This is a genomic window from Halobellus litoreus (assembly GCF_024464595.1).
GTDB lineage: Archaea > Halobacteriota > Halobacteria > Halobacteriales > Haloferacaceae > Haloquadratum > Haloquadratum litoreum.
This window is the reverse complement of sequence record NZ_JANHAW010000005.1, coordinates 47138-66013: the sequence shown is the minus strand read 5'-3', so window position 1 is coordinate 66013 and position 18876 is coordinate 47138. Positions and strand designations below refer to the sequence as shown.

General features: G+C 53.2%; 10 protein-coding genes. 9 read left to right on the top strand and 1 reads right to left on the bottom strand.

Annotated elements, in window-relative coordinates; all coding sequences use genetic code 11:
* The first annotated feature begins 15 nt into the window (after positions 1–15).
* The 7 genes from NO360_RS18280 to NO360_RS18250 all read left to right on the top strand — a co-directional run bounded on the left by NO360_RS18280 (position 16) and on the right by NO360_RS18250 (position 16358).
* Complete coding sequence (locus tag NO360_RS18280) at positions 16–855, top strand: BrxA family protein (RefSeq protein ID WP_256309270.1); 840 nt, start codon at positions 16–18, stop codon at positions 853–855.
* Positions 852–4553 carry a hypothetical protein gene (locus tag NO360_RS18275; protein ID WP_256309268.1) on the top strand — a complete coding sequence of 1234 codons (3702 nt, stop codon included), beginning with the start codon at positions 852–854 and terminating at the stop codon, positions 4551–4553. The genes NO360_RS18280 and NO360_RS18275 overlap by 4 nt, the downstream gene beginning before the upstream one ends.
* Complete coding sequence (locus tag NO360_RS18270; protein WP_006093017.1) at positions 4550–5176, top strand: BREX protein BrxB domain-containing protein; 627 nt, start codon at positions 4550–4552, stop codon at positions 5174–5176. The genes NO360_RS18275 and NO360_RS18270 overlap by 4 nt, the downstream gene beginning before the upstream one ends.
* Positions 5169–8864 (top strand): hypothetical protein, encoded by a 3696-nt coding sequence (locus NO360_RS18265; RefSeq protein ID WP_256309267.1) that lies wholly within the window; start codon positions 5169–5171, stop codon positions 8862–8864. Before NO360_RS18270 ends, NO360_RS18265 begins: the two co-directional genes overlap by 8 nt.
* Entirely contained in the window at positions 8861–10987 is a 2127-nt protein-coding gene (gene pglZ, locus NO360_RS18260; protein WP_256309266.1) for a BREX-5 system phosphatase PglZ, read from the top strand. Before NO360_RS18265 ends, pglZ begins: the two co-directional genes overlap by 4 nt.
* An 80-nt stretch (positions 10988–11067) precedes the next feature.
* Positions 11068–11331, top strand: a complete 264-nt coding sequence (locus NO360_RS18255) for a hypothetical protein (protein ID WP_256309265.1) — start codon at positions 11068–11070, stop codon at positions 11329–11331.
* A gap of 515 nt (positions 11332–11846) precedes the next feature.
* Positions 11847–16358 carry a UvrD-helicase domain-containing protein gene (locus NO360_RS18250; RefSeq protein WP_256309264.1) on the top strand — a complete coding sequence of 1504 codons (4512 nt, stop codon included), beginning with the start codon at positions 11847–11849 and terminating at the stop codon, positions 16356–16358.
* 273 nt (positions 16359–16631) lie between these two features.
* Here the strand turns inward: NO360_RS18250 and NO360_RS18245 are convergent, their stop codons facing one another.
* Complete coding sequence (locus tag NO360_RS18245) at positions 16632–16997, bottom strand: hypothetical protein (protein WP_256309263.1); 366 nt, start codon at positions 16995–16997, stop codon at positions 16632–16634.
* Between the two features lie 204 nt (positions 16998–17201).
* Here NO360_RS18245 and NO360_RS18240 point away from each other — a divergent pair, with 204 nt between their 5' ends.
* Both NO360_RS18240 and NO360_RS18235 read left to right on the top strand, forming a co-directional pair.
* Positions 17202–17777: a ribbon-helix-helix domain-containing protein gene (locus NO360_RS18240; protein ID WP_256309262.1), complete on the top strand. Its 576-nt coding sequence runs from the start codon at positions 17202–17204 to the stop codon at positions 17775–17777.
* A 629-nt stretch (positions 17778–18406) separates the two neighbouring features.
* On the top strand, positions 18407–18871 hold the full coding sequence (locus NO360_RS18235) for a hypothetical protein (protein ID WP_256309261.1): 465 nt from the start codon (positions 18407–18409) through the stop codon (positions 18869–18871).
* Positions 18872–18876: the final 5 nt, after the last annotated feature.

The following is an 18876-nucleotide window of genomic DNA, read 5'->3' as shown; positions in this document are numbered from 1 at the left end:
CGGTCTCGTCATAGTATGGCTACAGGTCGAAACGGGGAGTTGGACTCATGGCTTCCATCTCTCGTTGGGAGACTCCCCGAATCGAAGATCACTACGGATTTGACTCATTGCGGGATCCAAGCCGAGAGAACGCACGATATCGCATCTCTCTACGCGGACGAACTCGATTGGACGTCGGTCAAGGAGATCTGGTACGACGAACGGGTCGCGAACCGAAGCAGTCGGAACAGCGCTGAAAAGCCACTTATCGCAATTCGGGCACGGCTTCAGTCAGCAGGTGAAGGACTTCCATCGGTCCCGGTGCTTCCAGAGATCTTAGACCAATGTCGAAACGAGCGTGATCAGGCACAGGTCCTCTTCCTTTATCTCATCAACCACGACGGACTGGCCCGCTATGTCGTCCACGAGTACCTCCGCCGACTGATGAAACAAGGGCCCTCCTCACTCAACTTTGAGACGGATACTGTTCTCAACATCCTCGACGAGTTCCGCGACAAAGCTGGCGAGCCGCTAGAGTACTCGGAATCAACACAGAAACGATGGATACAGGGACTCAGGTCTGCCCTTCGTGATATCGGTGTGCTTGAAGGGAAGACCGAGACCGCCGGTCAACCTCCAAAAGTCGGCGACGTTCCCCTCCAAGTTGCGGCCTACTACTCCTGGGCTCAGAACGGCGACGAGTGGCTCACGAAGCCGATTGGCTGGCTCTACCTGTTCCAGTCCGAAGAGTACTGGGAACCGCAGAGCAAGCGTCTGGCAGGATATGAGGGCTGGACACACCACGAAGCCCGGAGTCGCGTCTGGTTCGAACCCGTCGACGACTTCTACACGATGCTCGCAGAGGGTTCAGCATGACTTCCATCGACGGCCTGTTCGAGAAAAACGACGCGACCTTCGAGGAGTCGATTCGTATCGACCGGAAGTTCGAGGAAGACGAAGACAGAGCCGCTCATCGCGATCAGCTCTACCGCCACTACCTCGACACCTACCACATCACAGATGCCTCAGAGAACTTCCTTCGGGACTTCTTTACTCGAATTCACGGCCACGACGAGGAGATGCGGAAAGGAGCCAATCACTGGCTCTACGGGTACTACGGCAGCGGGAAGAGCCACCTGCTGACCGTCCTCAACCTCCTCACCGCGTCTGCAGATCTCGAAGAGGAAGACAGAAAGGAGGTCTGGAATCGGTTGGATTCAGATAGCGCCTACAGCGACCTCTACGAGACATGGTCCTCGATGCTCGACGAGTACCGTCTCGTCCCCCTCCCAATCAACCTCCTGAAGTACCAGAGCGTCCGGGAACAGAGCTTCAGTGAGATTATCCTCCAAGCAGTCTATCAGGCGCGAGGCCTCTCGAACCGACTCGACGTCGCATTCTTCGAGGAGTGGTACCAGAATCAGGGAACGTGGGATCAGCGTGACGAACTCACGAAAGAGGTCCTCAAAGAGGAAGGCGTTCCCAACGCGAATCAGTACTCGTGGGACGACGTCCAACAGTACCGAACCCTCTCTGATCTCGTCCTAGAGGAGCTCGTCGAACGAGAGACAGGAACTGCAGATGGGTTAGCGGACATCCAACGCCAGGATATCGGTCAGCGGATGGCTGTCGAAGCCGTCGAGTCCTATCGGCAAGATCTCGAGGCGGAGCCTGAGAAGCCGGTAAAGATCGTCCTCCTCGTCGACGAAGTGACGCTCTTCATCGGAGGGGACTACCAGCGTCTCTCGGAACTCAACGCGCTCGCGGAGAGTATCGATACAATTGGCGAGGGGAACATCCAGATGGTCGCGACAGCGCAGTCCCAAATCGAGGACGTCCGACCAGGACTTGCCGCGAAGCAACTCGACTTCGGGATTCTCAAAGACCGGTTCCCCCACCAGTACCACTTGCCAAGTCATCACGTCGGGGAAATCGTTCAACGTCGCCTCCTCGAGAAGACCGAAGAAGGAACAGACTGGGTTGAGTCAGAAGCACTGACGGCGCGGGTACATCCGACATCTACGTTCGTCTACTCAGAGGTCGGGCAGAACACGGAGCCCCCTCTCAATCGAGTCAAGGAAAAGGAGTTCGTGCAGTTCTATCCGCTCCTGCCCTACCAGCCGGCGCTCTTCCTGGAGATACTCTCGAACCTTCGGAACGAGTTGGCCGACTCGACGAAGTCGATCTTCTCTGGAACAGCGAGAGCGATTCTCGCCATCGTTGCCGGACTCCGAGACCGATGGATGCGCGACGAAAGCAAAGACGAGCTGTCCCTCATCAGCCTCGTCGATTTCTATGACCTGATTCGGTACGAGCTCGAGGACATCATCCCCAACGAGATCGAAGTCCTGGAAGAGATCGAAGCCGACGAAGACACGACTGACTTCGATCTCAAGGTCGCAAAAGCGGTCTTGCTCCTCTCGTACGTACCCGACTCAGTCCCACAGAACGACGCCAACATCGCGGTTGCGGTAATGGACGACCTCAACGGGCAGCCGCGGACGACCGTCCGAAACCAGGTCCAGAATTCACTGGAGAACCTCGACAAGTACATCAGGCCGAACACGGCCGAGGACGGTCCTCTCCTTCGAATCACGGATCGAGAGGAACGAGAGATCATCGAAGAGGCACGCAAGAACCGCAAGAACCCAGATTGGGACGAGATTATCACCGCTTTCGACAATGAACTCTGGGCGGACATCAGCCCTCGTCTGAATCTCCCAACGTCGGTTCCCTACGGTGGGGACGGCGACAACTACCCCATCTCGTACAACTTCTCCATCGATGGACAACCACTAGATGGGGCGGACGAACACGAGGGTGCCCTCGAAGCCACTGTGGTTATCCGGGGTGTGCGACCTGATGTCGACTCGAAGAAAGTCAACGAGGGAACGATCTACTGGTCGGTCAAGGAGGATGGATTGGATGATCTCCGAAGCCAGCTCATCGAGTGGTGGTCGTTCCACGAAGCGACGGCCGAGACGGAAACACCCGATACGATAGCCCGCGACGTCGACGATGCAGCGGACAGGGTGAAAAGTAAGCTCGCGAGCGCGCTCAAAGATGGCTCGTACAAGGTTGAATCTCAGGAACCACGTGGTCTCGAGTCTGCGGTCAAAGAGTGCATCAACCGTGCCTATCCCTCGTTCTTCCATCCCGTCATGCTCGAGGTGGACCAGAGCTACCTCTCGGAGCTAAAGCGACTCAACGACGACGAGGAGTACCCGGAGTGGGCACAGAAAATCGATGTCCCAACACCAGATGCGGAGGTGTCCACGATGGGGACGATTGCGAAAGAGATTCGAGGCGCCGTCGGTCGAACGCTGGTTGACCATGACAACGAGATGGGTCTGCCAGCGCTCTTCGAGAAAATCACCGAGGAGACGCCGTTCTACGGAGAGGTCAAGCCGGCAGTAACGGCGGTCCTCTGGGGGCTGTGTCGTGCGGGAGAGTTCCGTCCCGTTGCAGAGGACGGAGAGGCTCTCGCTGCGGATGAACTGCTGACGCTCTCTCAGCAGATGGAAATCAAGCTGCGAACGGCACCGTCGTCGACGTCGCTCAAGGAACAGTTCATCGATGCTGGGATCATCGACCCGATTCAAACGGTCGACGAGGGAATCGTTGCCCTTGAAGAACTGAATGAGTCGGTCAAGAGGCAAGCGCGCACGCTTGCAGAGACGACAGAAGTCAGTACAGAGACTGAAATAGAGAGCGATGCACTCGTCTCTCTGGTTGCGTCATTCAGCAATGCGCTCTCTGAACTGGCGGATAGCGCAGAATCTCGCGCCGACGCAATCGCTGCTGACGATACGGACTGGGAAGAGATAATCGATCAAGTGGCGAGTGATGAAGAGTGGTTGACTGCGGTTGAGGATCGATGGGATTCCAGAGAATCCTATCTATTACAACTCGACGGGCTACTGCGGTTCAGAGAGCTGGAGATTGACTGGCTTAGCCAGTCGTTCTACGACGCACTGGACCAACTGAGCCAACAGCTCGAAAACGAGTCTGGTCGGGAGTGGTGGATGCAGGAGGGCTGGCAGTCCTTTGATCAGTCACTGGATGCCCGATTGACTGCAATTTCAGCGCTTGAAGAGGATTGGTCGGCTCAAGTGGCAGAGACCAACGCGAAATCGCTAGTGACGGAACTCGAGGGGCATCAATGGCTGATCCCGCCCCTACAGCTCCCTGAGCACAGCGTTCACGATGGATTCCAGTCCGGATATCTCCGCCCACTTCGGCACTTCAAAGATACACATGAAAGCATCCAAGCCTGCATTAGTGCGCTAACGAACCGGGAACCAGGAACTCATGACGAACGCACATTGAAACGAGCGCTCGGGACGGTATCCTCAACGACGGATTGGGACAGCCTCACTGAGGACCGAGTCGACACGTATCGAGAAAAGTACGAGACTGTAGAGCAGTTGGTCGGTGGGACTCGACCCGAGGAAATCGAAGGCGTAGGTGTGCTATTCGGCGATGAGTCTGCACTCAAGAGCCAATTTGAGCGTCTCGTGAAGTCGAGGAAGCTGACGATCGAACAGATCGATGGAGGTGTGATTATCAAATGACGTCGACGCGAAACCCGCTCAAGAGATTTACCGAGGAATTGGTCGACTTCGCAAGTGGCGAACGGCGAGGAATTCGAAATCCCTTCGTCATGGTGCCAGTCGAACCATCTGTTGAACACCGGGTGACGGAACGGTTAGTTCAGTGGGCAGACCCCGAAACACCAGATACACTGACGAACTGGGCTGGCATCGAGAACCAGGCCGGCAACGAACTCACAGTCGAGTGTGTTCGGCTCGATCACCTGATGCCCGAGACGCGTGTTTTCGAAACCACACTCGATCTCGGGCCTCTTGAGCGGACCACCACGAACGCAGTAACGGAGACACTCGAAACGAGTCTAGCTGACGAACTCATCGGGAAACTCGTCGAAGGACAACTCAAAGGCGAGAACGCGCAGCAGCATATCCTTCTGCTGGTGAACCTCGGAAGCCTCTATCCGTTCACCCGCGCCTCAGAGCTGCTCGATGAGATGGACCGCCGAAACGTGAATACTACAATCGGAATCCCGTTCCCGGGTTCGATTAGAGGCGGGAAATTGAGCTTCTTCAACGAGGACGCACGCCACTACTACCCGGCCCACCGAATTGACGAGAAAATCACCGAGGTGTATCTCGATGACTGATACGACACTTGAATCACTGTTTGCTCGTTCGCCGACGCGAGAACTCGAAGAAGTACAGAAAGTCAACGAAATCGGCCAAGCCGAACGCGACATCGACGAGTTCTACGAGACTGATAGCGCTCGAAAGGTACTCACAGAACTTGGAGAAGTCGTCAACAGTACAGGATCACAGCCACGCTTCCGGTATGTCCATGCCACCTTCGGATCCGGGAAAACGCACCTTCTGAAGCTGATCGGAATCGCGACCGGCGAGATCGAGGGGCTCGAAACGGTCGCTCCAAAGCTGTCGAGCCAATTCTCTGGGTTCAAGGAATTCAGAGACCGGCTCAATTCGTCCCACATCGACCACCTGGTCCCCCTGTTCATGAACCTTCTCGACCGGGACAAGGTTCGTGACTCAACGCTCTCGCTCCTGATCTACGAGGAGTTGGGGAATCAGCTCAACTACCCGACTGACCCACTCTGGTTACTCGAGTGGGCGTGGACACTAGAGATCGAGCATGGGCTCTGGGAAGCCGTACGCTCTGTAGAACACGATGGAATGTCGATAGAGGAAGCAGCACAAGACAAGGCTGCGCTCCGTCCATGGCTCTATGAAGCACTTCCCGAGATGGACGAGACTGACGGCACGTCCTATGCAACAAAAGATGGCGTCAGGGAATCAATCGAGCAAGCCACGGGACGGATCAGTACTGAGGCGTTCACACCCGATGAACTCGTAGAACGGCTGGACCGAACGAAGCGCTACTTACAGGAATCAGGCGAAACGTACGAGTTCCTCATCGGGCTCGACGAAGTCGCCATTTACGTCGGTGACCAGCAACACCGCTATCGAGAGTTCCTGGAGACGGTCGACACACTCATCGCCGACATTAACCCCCCAATTTTGGGAACAGGACAGTGGTCGCTGCGGGACATGCAGCAGGATTTCATGGGAGAGGTCGATCCTGAGGCGTGGTACACGAACGAAATTCCGCTCCGGGGTGCCGATACCGAGATCATAGTCAGAAAGCGGTGGCTCCGAAAGTCAGATTCCGGGGCGAACACAGTACACGACTTGCTCGAACGGGCTCCTGACTTCGAGTTAGAACTTGCCGACGCTTCAGAATACACCGACGTCGGAGAGCCCGTAGAGGCGTATCCCTTCCGTGAACACGACCTCTGGTTGCTCCGCGAGGTCATGCAGAGTCTTAAGAAAGAAGACTTGGAAGTGGACAGAGAGTATGTTCAGGGACGAGCGCTGCTGATTCTCGTTCGTTCTCTCTTCACCAGCTTTGATTGGTCCCAGAAAGAGCCTGGAGCGGTCGTTGCGTGGGATGAAATCTATGATTTGATTGAGCGCGAAACAACGGACATTCCGGGGTGGGCAAAGGACCAGATCCAGAAAGTCGAGAACACGACTGACGAGATGGGGGTGAGTGTCGCGAAAGTTCTCTATCTCCTTGGTCAGGTCGACGCCGTCCCAACAACGAAGGAGAACATCACACGGCTGCTGGTTAGCTCAGTAGATACTGACATCGATCAGCTCGAAAGCGATGTTGAGGAAGCCCTCAAAGCGCTGATGGAGGACAACTTCGTTCGAACCGACGAGAGTGTCCAACCGCAGACGTATAGAATCCTGTCGAAGGAGATTGTCGAGTTCTGGGATCAGATTCACCGGGAGGCAGCAGGGCTTCCTCAACATCAAGTCCGGTACAATATTGAGGACATTCTTCGGGAGGCGGATCGTGGTCGGTTGACCGCGGATGATTCACTCCGAACGCGGAATATCGATGGGATCTCCGACGCCCCGTATACGTTCCGCTACACTGTATTAGACCAAGTCGACTCCTCACCGGAACCTCGTTTCGATGGTGTAGTTGCCAGGGTACTAGCGGCTGACCCGGATACAATAGAAGAGTCACGAACAAGATGGCAGGAGGCGAACGTTGGTGACCAAGGCGTTGAAGACGTCCTTATCGTTATTGAGCTTTCAGAGGGCCTTCGCGAGAGTATTCGGCATCTGATTGCGTTGGATAAGTTATTGGAGCCGGGGGCTAGCGCAGAACTCCGTATCGAGCAACAACAGGAGGAGGAGACCGTCGAAGATGAGATCGAGGAACTCCTCTATGGCGCGAAGCTCTATACGCCGGACCATAACACGACGCGAGGGACGTATCTAAGCAACATCGATAGTGTGCTCGCTGATGCTGTCAGAGAGAAATTCGAGAACAGGAAAACACTCGATACACGGCTGCAGGAGGTTGACGACGCTCGGACCCTCTTCGAGTTCTTCAACGGGAATGGTACGTGGCCGTTCTCAAGCGACGACGCAGAAATGCTCGGGGTCAAGACAGTTCCGAGAGAGATTAGTGACGGGTGGGCTGAAGAGTTCCTCAACGATTACGCTGGAGAGGAATTAGTGAGTGGAGAGACTGTCCTCGAAGAAATCGCTGGTCGACGGGGGAAATATCTCGGGACGCCACGCGAGGCACTGGCGGCGCTTTTGATCACGCTTGCCGCAGCAAACAAAATCGAGATCAGACGTGATGGGGTCCGTATCGAAGACCCGGGCGAAATCGGTCGCGTGATGCGACGTCTTTCCGATATCCGTGACATCGATATTGGATTCGATCCCGTGGACATTGAGGGAAGTAGCAATCTAAAAGCGGTCTATCAGTCTCTCCGAGGATTCGCTCCACAAGGGAACGATCCGACCGCTTGGCTCTCCAATCTCGCATCATGGGCAGAAAAGAATAGTTCGGGTATTCGGAACATCTGTGCTCGTGTGGATCTCGAGTTTGACGAAGAAATCACGCTGGATGCGCTCCGTGACGCGTTAGAACCAGGGATGGCTGGTAGCGAACTCGACGATGCAGTACTGACTGAATCGCCAGTACCAACGCAGGCAGAGTGGTTTCACAAAGCTGAACCATTATTCGAGGGCGAGGAGCCGCTCTGGGATGAGTTCAACAGTACACTCGAGACGATGCGATCACTGTACCCAGATGCTGCGATTACCTACAAGATGGAGGACGCCGTCGATGGGTCGCGCATCCCATCCAAGGAGAGCCTGACTAAGCACCAGACAGAGGCTCAGGACTTCCGTACCTCACAGATTAGTGAACTCTACCACCTTCTCACGGGAACCGCACCTGAAGCGGATTCGATCTCGGAGCTCTGTTCAGCGGTCGAGCAAGCGTTACTGGATCAAGACATAATCGTGGAAATCGACACCGTCACCGAGACGATTCCAGGAGTGAATTTCGAGTCACTCAGAGAACTCGATGAGATCGCTGAATCCGCGGATGAAATCTCCGAATCCGATATCGCATCCGGGAACGCAGTCAGCGAAGCTAGCCAGCTTGAGGAGGCACGAGGACTACTTGAGGATCAACCAGATGGTCCACTCTACAACCAGCTCGAATCTCGGTACGAGGAACTCAACCCAGAACATTCTGAGGCGTTCATCACGAAGCAGGTGAAGCGTGCGCTAAGTGGACCAGACCTCGTCACACCGTCTCGAGCAGAAGCGTTGGTGAAACAGGCCGATGCAAAGCTCCAGTCAACGGACGATGATGATGAGGATGATGAAGACGATGATGGCCAAGATGACGACGGACCATCTGTCGACGAGCTCTGGGCAGATGTGACCGAACCAGGTGAGGGTACTATTGTGGTTATCGATACAGAGGAGGCAGACCGATGAAATCGCAACCGACGACGACACTCGAAGACCAGGCGAAAGCTCATCTAGAAGATGAATTTCCTGACGACTACGCGACAGCTGTTCGAGTCGTCTGGTGGGACGACGGAGGACACCTCCGAGAGGTCGTCCGTGCTGCTGCAGACCGGATCGGCGTGGGGTTCTCGGAGGCAGAACAGTTCCCTCTCGAATTGAGAAGAAACGCAATCGACGAACCGGAGACTCCCCACGTCTGGTACATCCCGCAAGCGAAGGAGAATCGTGACTGGTTCAGAGACATCCGTGAAACTGGCGGTGAAATCGAACTCACGATCGAACAGCTAACTGCCGAGCTGTATGAGGTCAATCCCTGGGATGTCTATGATGTTGAGCGAGGGACGGAATCTGACCGCGAAACTGCGGCGAATGTAATCAAAACTCAGTTCGCAAGCGGTGGAATTCCACGCTACGGGGACCTGATCGGTGAGATAATCACAAAGGGAGAGGGCCAGATTTTAGAACACCTCCTCGAAGGTGGATGGCCAGAAATCGACAAGGATGATGAAACGATTGCCCGAGTGCAAAAGTCGCTTAAAGACAGGCACGTCGCTCCCGCAGACAATGCTGAAACACCAGAGGAGATCGAGGACGTTGTCTGGAAGTGGGCCGTTGCTCGCTGGCTCGTCGCTGAGGGATTGGATGTCGACGCCTTCCCCGAGGGATATGGAAACGTGGGTAGCACCCTTGGCGACATCAATCCACTAAAACGGATTGTCGATTCCCGACATAGCAAGCGGTTGGCAGAGCGCTATCTGAGCGAGAGCTACTGGGGGGACGTAATCGAATCATCCGACGATGCGTGGGAGCTCGCGGCCTGTCCGGTTGATGGGGCTCTTGATGCCGCTCTGTGGAATGCTTGGCTCGAATCATTAGAAGAGGGGAAGTACACGGAGTGTGTCGAAAGGGCGAACGAACGCCAAGAAGCTCTTGGAGTGTATCCGGACGATATTCCCTGGACGACGCTCTGGGAACAAGCCGAACAGGTAGCCGAGTTGGAATTGCGGTTTGCAGCCTGGGAAGAGCGGTCCCAGTCGTTCGACCCCTTCGACCAGTATGCCGATCAGGAAGACGGAACCTGGAAGATCGACTATGGGGTGTTGGAGCTCGAGATCACAGGTGAACCCGAGCAAGAGAGACTGCTCAACTCTCACCCGGCGACGGAATCGCTCCCTGAGATTCGCGCCGAGCTCTTAGAGACGCGGTATATGAACTATCTTGAGGAGATGAGCGAGGCAGTAGTCAGTTCGTTCAGTACTGGATCGCCTCTGGCGGGGGAAGACGCTGCCTACGAGTGGTGGACTGACAACGAGCAGGATCTCGCAACAGGAGAAACAGTCGCCCTGTTTCTGATTGATGCGCTGCGATTAGACCTCGCTCGGGAGCTGGCTAACCGCCTTCGAGAAGACTATTCGATCGCCGAAGAGACCAGAGTTAGCACGCTTCCATCGGAGACCAAGTTCGGGATGGCTGCACTCACACCGGGGCGATCCCACAGGTTCCGTGTCAAACTCCGGAACGGGAAACTCTCTGTCGAACGAGGTGGCCAGCGTCTCGACAACAAAGGAAACCGAGTGAAAGTCCTTGAACGAGAGGGATGGGACGTACCGGACGATCGCGATTCCGGGTGGCAACACCACCAAATCGCCTACTACGACAAGGACATCGACGACATCGGTGAGAATGAACTCGATAATCCAGAGAGTCACTTCACCAGTTACATCGACGAACTCTACGATCTGATTACAGAGAAGCTAGAGAACGAAAACTGGGATCGAATCTACGTCGTGACGGATCACGGATTCGTCCTGCTCCCGAAGGGGACTACGATGGAATCGATTTCTAGCTACGACGGTGATGGAGAGGTCAAATATCGGCGAATCGCTGGAGACGACATCGAGGACGCCGGAACAGGTGTCCGAGTCACGGGTCAGACACCCGGAACAGAGTATCTGAAAACGTCAGTTCGATTGCTCGCCAAACCTCGACAGTACAACAGCAAAAGCGGGCTTACCGACGCCAGATATTACCACGGTGGAATCCTTCCGCAGGAATGTATGCTGAACTTCCTCCGGATTGAGAAGGAATAGTAGCGAGAGCAATCCTGAGCAATCCACCACCGTGTTTAATATCTCAAGTCTTGTTGCAGCCTATGAAGAACCACTAACAAATGACCGAATCAGAGGTGGAGGTCGTCAATATAGCAGCTTTGGGCACACTGGAGATCGAAGTCGATATCGAACAAATCGTTGAAGATGCCGAGCTCCCGGTGGCTAACTTCGATCCGGAATACAATGCTGCTTTCTTTCGGTTTGAGGAAGATGGAGAGCTGATTATTCTCTACACCTCTGGGAAGTACATTCTCCGTGGAGGAGACGAATTCGACAGGATGTACCAGGTGAATTCAGAATTTCTACCGTTGAGGATTACCTAACGGCGATGGGGGGAACGACTGTTGCAGGCCTAGCTGCGCGGTCAGCTGCACGATCATTAATTCAGTTCGTCCCAGGAGTGGGTGCAGCCGTCTCAGCTACAGTAGCCGCGGGGACAACTTGGGCCGTTGGACGTTCCGCTGAAGAGTACTTCTTCAACGATAATGTCGTCAAACCATCTGAAATGGTAAAAAAGGGGAAAAGCAAGTTTGGAGAAGAGAGTGAGTAGAATACGCAAACCTCGCAGCATCAACGTGAGGGTTCCGAGGATGAGATCACCTCGGTACATTATTTGAGCAGTAATATATCCGTGTCGTCAAAACAAGGAGTCAATTGCTCGGGAAACCGATACGGCTATCTGGATTATAGCCAATCTTGCTGGACTCCGCACAGTCTCGCACCTCTCATACCGGTGAAAAACTGTGCGGTAGGAACTGATTGAAACCCCCAGCAAACGGTATGTGGCACTGGTTCCAGAGTAAAGTATATATTCGGTCACACAAAGGGAAGTGGTACGGTGCAGACGGACGGATCTTCTTCAAAACCGCTTCCTGATCCCCCGGTCAAGGATCCTGATTGGAGTACATTTGACGAAATCAAGGCCTACGTCTCTGAATCAAGGTCAATTCTAGGACGGATTGTGCTTCCGGATATGATCTGGAAGCAGTTTTTTGTTCCTACGAGTGTTGACGCCGAAACGTTATCCGAGTATAGAGGCCACGTGGTGAGCCAGTATGATCAAATCGTTGAACTATGCCGTGAAGCTACAAATCAGTTACAGAGTAAGAGCAGTATTGAAAATATTGGCCGACAGTCTGTACTTTCGGGGGAGTGTCTTGATAAGATTGACCAGTCTTGTTATCCCGCATCTGCTGATATACAGCCAAATGAACAGGCAGTCTCCAGACAGATCGCAATCATTGAGACAGCTCTGGAAAGAGAAAAAAGAGTACTCTCGGTCGTTGAGCAACTTCTCTTGAAGCCGACTGCGGCTTTTTTAACTCGTGAAGAACGTGAGTTCGTAGCTACAGCTCAGAGATTTCTCAGTTACTCTGTGAATCTGGGTGAATCACGGCTACACACGTTAAAAACGCAACGTGAAAGAGCGAAGAGGGTGACACAGCTCAAGAATCGAGTGAGATCCTGGGAACAAAAATACCAGCGACTGAAAACCCGGGGCCAGTCGCTTGTTCAACTCGATGAATATCCGCGAAATAACGAGGTGCTCAGCGACGCGACAAAGTTATTCGAGAAGATTGCGTTGGAGTTTGATTCGATGACTGAGCCGGTTGAGCACCCGTTAGAGCAACAGCAGGATCTAAACATAGTTATCTCACAGACAGGAAGGAAACTTGATCATCCGGTCGTAAGCCGGTGTCATAACTTACTAATGACCGTCTCGCAGTTGATTTGGGACTTAAAAAAAGCACCACGAGAATACGCACTGAACGAATATGAGACGGTTATTGACTCAGTTTTAGAAATCGAGTCAAACATCCTGGATAAAAACACATTTCACACTAGCCAGTCGGGCCACACCACAATTCGTCTTACTGAAGAACGATTAACGAGGATTGCCGAGTCTCAGTTCCCAGCCTCAGTGGAGCCACAAGACCAGTACAAGGCACTACAGGAATATATCTTAGCTATCGAGACAGCAGTCGCGGATGAAAAAAATATCCTCACACAAATCGAACGCATCCTTTCCGGGCCAGAGGCCAGTTCTCTCGAAGAAGAAGAGGTTACAGATCTTCGCTCTGCTCGAACGCTACTTCGGCACTCCGTAGAAGTTGGGGAGAAGCGTCATCAGCGGCTTGAATCCCAGCGTCAAACCACCATCTCAACTTTGGAAAAAGAGATAGCTGATTGGGAACAGTCACACGATGAATTAAAACAGCAGAGTACACCGTATCTTGAAGTTGAACAATATCTGGCTGACGACAACCTACTTACCCAACTGAAACAGCTACGTGACGAGATCGCAGCAACACACCAAGTCTCCGTTGACAGCCAGATCCAACATCCAGTCGCTGAACGTTCCCGTTCACTACAGCGTGCCTTGTCCGAATTACACGAGGATCTCAAACAATCACGGGTACAGTACGCCCGCAAGCAGTTTGAGCACACATATGAAGCAGTTGACGAGGGCATAGCGGAACTCCACCAGCAACTCACCCCGGCTCGAAGTAACGGAAAAAAACTGACCGATGTTCAGGAACTTAGAGATCAGATTGAGACGCTTCGCCAGTCAATCAAGAACTTTCAGCAAGCGGTATATAGCGACCAGATCAAGACACACCGACTTAATACCTTACTCAGGCACACGACGCAACTCGATGAATTTGAGGCATTCATCGAAGCGAAAACCACCTTCGATAAACTATTTGATGAGTGTTTAGCGGCGTTTCAGACGCTGAAAACCGACGCTGCACCATATCTTAATTATAGACAGTATTTAACGGAGTCTGTATATAGCCGCCTTTGTACGCAGACGGAACTGATCAAAAGGGATCTCACTGATCTCCGACAACAAGTTGACTTTTCTCTATTGGCGGACGCTGACATACAGCGTGTTGATACACTTGAACAAGGCATACAGACGATCCAATCGGAGCTACGCCCATCTGAGTATAATCCGGAGTTCGTTGAACGAGAACGAAAGCGGTGTGCAGATCTATTCTCCGCAATCGGTGATACTGAGTTAGACCTCACACCGGAGCAACAGAAGGCGGTGATTCGCAACGGGACGTATAATCAAGTGATCGCCGCCGCTGGCACCGGGAAAACACTCACACTCACAACACGAGTTGCGTACCTCATCCAGCACCAGAGTGTCGATCCCACAGAGATCCTTGTTCTTGCGTATACCAAGGAAGCGGCTGACGAAATGCGTACACGGTTACAAGATCAGTTCGGGATCACTGCCGTGCCGGTCAAGACGATTCACTCGTTTGGCTACGGGCTTATCCAGGAGTCTCAAGACGGCTTTGTTGAGTCGATTGATCCAAACGAACAGCGCAACGTAGTTGACCGGCAGATCAGCCAAGCCCGCAAACAAGACACTTCATCGGAGTTCTTAGAGCACTACTACGAGTTCCTCGTGCACTTTGACGATGTGTACTACGATGAAGCGGACTTCGACACCCGCGAGGAGTACGTGGACGCCCGCCAGAAGCAGACGTACGTGACGCTGCGAGGTACTGAGGTGAAGTCACGGGCTGAGAAACTGATCGCTGATTTCCTCTATACGCACCAGGTTGAGTACCGGTATGAGGACCGGGCGACGTGGGCTGACTCGGATCCTGAAAAGGCTGGGTATACCCCTGACTTCTATCTGCCACAGTATGATCTGTACATCGAACACTGGGGGGTTGACGAGTCCGGGTCGGTAGCGGCGTGGTTCTCACAAAGTTCCGCGGAGTACCGTGAGAAAATCGCGTGGGCGCGGACCCAGTTCACCGATACCGACTACACGCTGGTTGGAACCTACGAATTCGAACACGAAGCCGATCGGCTCAAACAGGGTCTTCGACATCGACTCACGAACCACGGCGTCAAGCTGGACCGGTTGGATTTCGAGGAATTGGTCGATTCGGCGTTTGAGTACAATCACCGCGAAGGATGGATTAAAACCCGGTTTGTTAATTTCATTGAGAACGCGAAGCGATTCGAGTTTACACCCTCTGAGATCGAAACCCAGCTTTCGGAAGCGAATCCGCGGCAGTACCACTTTGGACACTGCGGCATTCACCTTTTACAGGAGTATGCGCGCTACCTCACGCGGAACGGATTAGTTGACTTCCAGGATATGGTGCACGACGCCGTCGATACCATTCAACAAGATCCGGAGTCCTACACCGACCGGTATGAGCATCTACTCGTGGATGAGTTTCAGGATATCGGGAAGGGGAAACTCGATCTGATTCAAGAACTAACCGGAACAGACGGCGCGAAGCTGTTCGCTGTGGGCGATGATTGGCAGAGCATCTACTCGTTTCAAGGGGCAGTCGTTGAGTACTTCACAGACTTTGCCGAGTACTTCGACGACCCGATCCGGACAGATCTCACGACGAACTTCCGATCGCCTTCGACAGCTGTCACAGCAGGGAACGCGTTGATCGAAAACAACTCAACCCAGCTTACGAAGACGGTCCGATCAGCGGTTGACCGAGAGACGACCCCCAGCGTCCACGTACTGCGTGGCTACCAGTTCTACGATTACGTCCGTCGTGTCCGTAAGTATACCGTTGATCTCGTGGCCGAGTACCTCGCAGACGGCGCAGCACCAGACGATATTATGATTCTGTGTCGGTACGATGATGCTGTCCCGCATCTCACCGAAATCAAAGATGGACTGCAAGCACAGCAGATCCCGTACATCGGCAAATCCGACCAATACCACGGCCCAGACAATAACGAAGATGGGGTGGCTGTCTATTCGCTGTACCAAGCCAAAGGCCGGGAAGCAGACCACATCATTCTCGTTCACGCCGCAGAAGGCCCCTACGGCTTCCCATCGAACCGTCGTCAAGGCGAACTTCTCTCCCCGGTTCAACCCATAACTGTCGGCGGCATCGAAGAGGAACGCCGTGCGTTTTACGTCGCAGTCACGCGAAGCAAACGAACACTCGACATCCTCACCCGCGGTGACCACCAGTCGAGATTCCTCGACGAAATCGACGACTACACTGAAACCGTCGATGCCGGACACGTGGAACCGCTTGACGAAGTTGGTAAATCAATGACTGTTACAGCGCGCGTTAAGCAGTTACTCGACCCGTTCACGAAACAACACCAGAGAGGCATTCTAAGCGACCGATACGGCGGGTCTGCACGATTTGTCTCTTGGGCAAGCGATGATCCACCCACTCTTGAACGAGGCCAGTGGTATCGACTGTCCAATCTGAAAGTCAGTGAGTTCAAAGACGAAAAAGAACTAGTTTGGAATACAAGAAGCAGTCTACAGGCAATCTCAGACGTTTCGACACTGGATGACGTACCCGAGAGAGAACAGCCAGACAATCCTTAGAGATTCTTTGGTCGTCTTATTTGGAAGTTCATAGCTCCAGTATTGCGAGTCGAATGTGGCTTCGGAAAAACGGTTGAAGCTCTTCAGTTCCTACATACAGCGATAACAACGATTGAAGCCGATATTCTGTCGGGTTGGTATCCCGTAAACTAGATCGTCTGGAAAGTCACCGTGGGAGCGCTGAGAGGGCTGTCTAACTAAAGTTATACTCATAAAAAGGCTACCGGAGCCATCGACTGTCCTACTGTTGAGTCAGGCGCCACCAACTGTCTTCTAGTTCTTATTCCCTTGGTCAAGGTGTCTGCCACTTTCAAAAACCCGGTTAAGTGTTTTTGACGGGTGTTCAACTGTATCGATGCTGGTTATATTGGCAACTTGCTCGCAGGCTGTTGGGACTGTTTTGAAGTGTGGTACTGCCGGCTGGTCTGGCTTGACGAATCCTGTTAGTTTTGCGACGCCATCGTGGATTGAGAATGCGATTTGTGTCTCACGGCGGACCTGTGGTTGAGTTTGATGTAGGACTGTGCGGGCAACTGCTGACAGGGGAGTTCCTTCATCATCAAAGGCTAAATCAACGCCACACCGACGAACAGAGGGTTTTGTGGAGTCTTTCGTGTTTTGCTCTGCAAAAGTAACCATAGGGGATAATGACGGGAAGTCCTCTTGTACTTTTCTTTGAATTCGACCGGTCGCCAACGCAGTAGTCTATTCTGACTGATTGGGTAGGTGTGCCGGGCCGGGCTTGTCTCAAGCGACAGTTGCGCGATGAACAAGCAGTCCATCGGTATCACTTCCAAAACATTAATACATTTTGCGTACAATATATGTTCACAGCCGGTACGTATGAGGCCAAAGATACCAGATCAACTCGCAGAACGGATCCAGCAAGCATACGAATCAGCCGGATACGGCACCGAATCGGAATTTGTTCGGGACGCTATCCGCCGACGGCTTGAGGAAGTGGAGCCATCAAACAGTATTCCATCCGAAACTCGGAGCCACGACTTCGAGTATACCTCGCCTAAGTCTACGTCACTACAGTTCAAAAACGATGAGTACCCGCCGATCTACGTCCGGCCAGAAGGATCCCGGATTGGAAACCGTGCCAACGAGGGCAGTCTGCTTGTTCTTTCAATCGACGATCAGGACATCGAATCCGAGGATATCACTGGACCTGTCGAGGAGTTAGACGTAGTTGCAGATTGCAGGCTCACACGAGAGGATCCGTGGGACCGCAAGACAGAGACTGACGGATGGATCGAAATCCGACTCGCAGCCGACCACGTGAGTGGTACAGACCTCGACACGGTGGTTGATACAATTCTCACGACAATTGACGAGGCGATTGTCGGCGCTAAGAGCTGGAAGAATCCGCACAAAGAGCTAGAAGATGCCCTCGAACGACACATCGACAACTAACAGCCAAATCACCCACCAGTAAGTACGATGGTTAATATAAACACAGCATCTCGACGCGATTTCTTACGAAGTATCGGGGTCGGAGTTGCTGCGTCAACCTTCAAGAATACCGATACCCAGGCCCTATACCAGGACCCACCTGCTAAAGCAGCACAGTCGTATATTCCGGTGAGACACGATCAAACGCACAGAGTAGCAACCGATGAGTGGCCGACTCATTGGTTTGGATTCACAACAGAAGGTGACGAGGGGAAACCCGCATTAGAAACCGTCCGCAGTACGGCTTCGTATACATTTACCCTTGATGGCACAGAGGTGACCGATTTCCATCAGGGGTGGACCAGGATTGAACAGAATTTTGACGACCAGTACAGCTATAAGTGGGAATACTCGATCCCGCCACTCCCTGCTGGAGACTACGACTACCGACTACAGATTGAGTTTGATGACCCAGTCCGAACGGCTGGCAACACTGATCGCGTGTGGCATAGCGAGTACAACCTCGAAGGCGACTATGTCGTGACTCCATCAACGCCGGGACAGCGTAATTCCCCCCAAGAGACACAGCGAACCCGTAATCAACGAACAGTCACTACAACCGATTCCGTGATATTCAGGGAAGGATAGCGATGAAGCGATCAGGTACACGAACGCAGATGGGGCCTGCGGTTGACGGCACCCCGTATATTGACGCTGTGCAGTTTTCGGATGGGTGGCTTGAAGTACATCTCAGACGGGAGTTTGGAGAGCGTCAGCAACGTATTCACCTGCTGTGTCTATACGATGGCGGCGATGAACGGACAATCCACGAGATGCTTCCATTTCCTGCGGGGACAAAGCGGGTCACAGCTCGGTTTAGACCGATTAGCGACAATACAAGTCTGAAATTTGAACCAGTTGTGCACGTCGGTGGTCAACCGTCACAACAGACGGTTGAGACGACCCCGGAGATGACTCCGGCGTGGATTGAATTACGAATTCTCAACGCTGCCCGGCCAGATCAAGAATACGATCAAGTAAGTGCTCTAATCGAGACAGATGCTTCTACACTCAACATCACCGACATCGACGAGAATCATCAATTCCCGGAGTAAGTAAC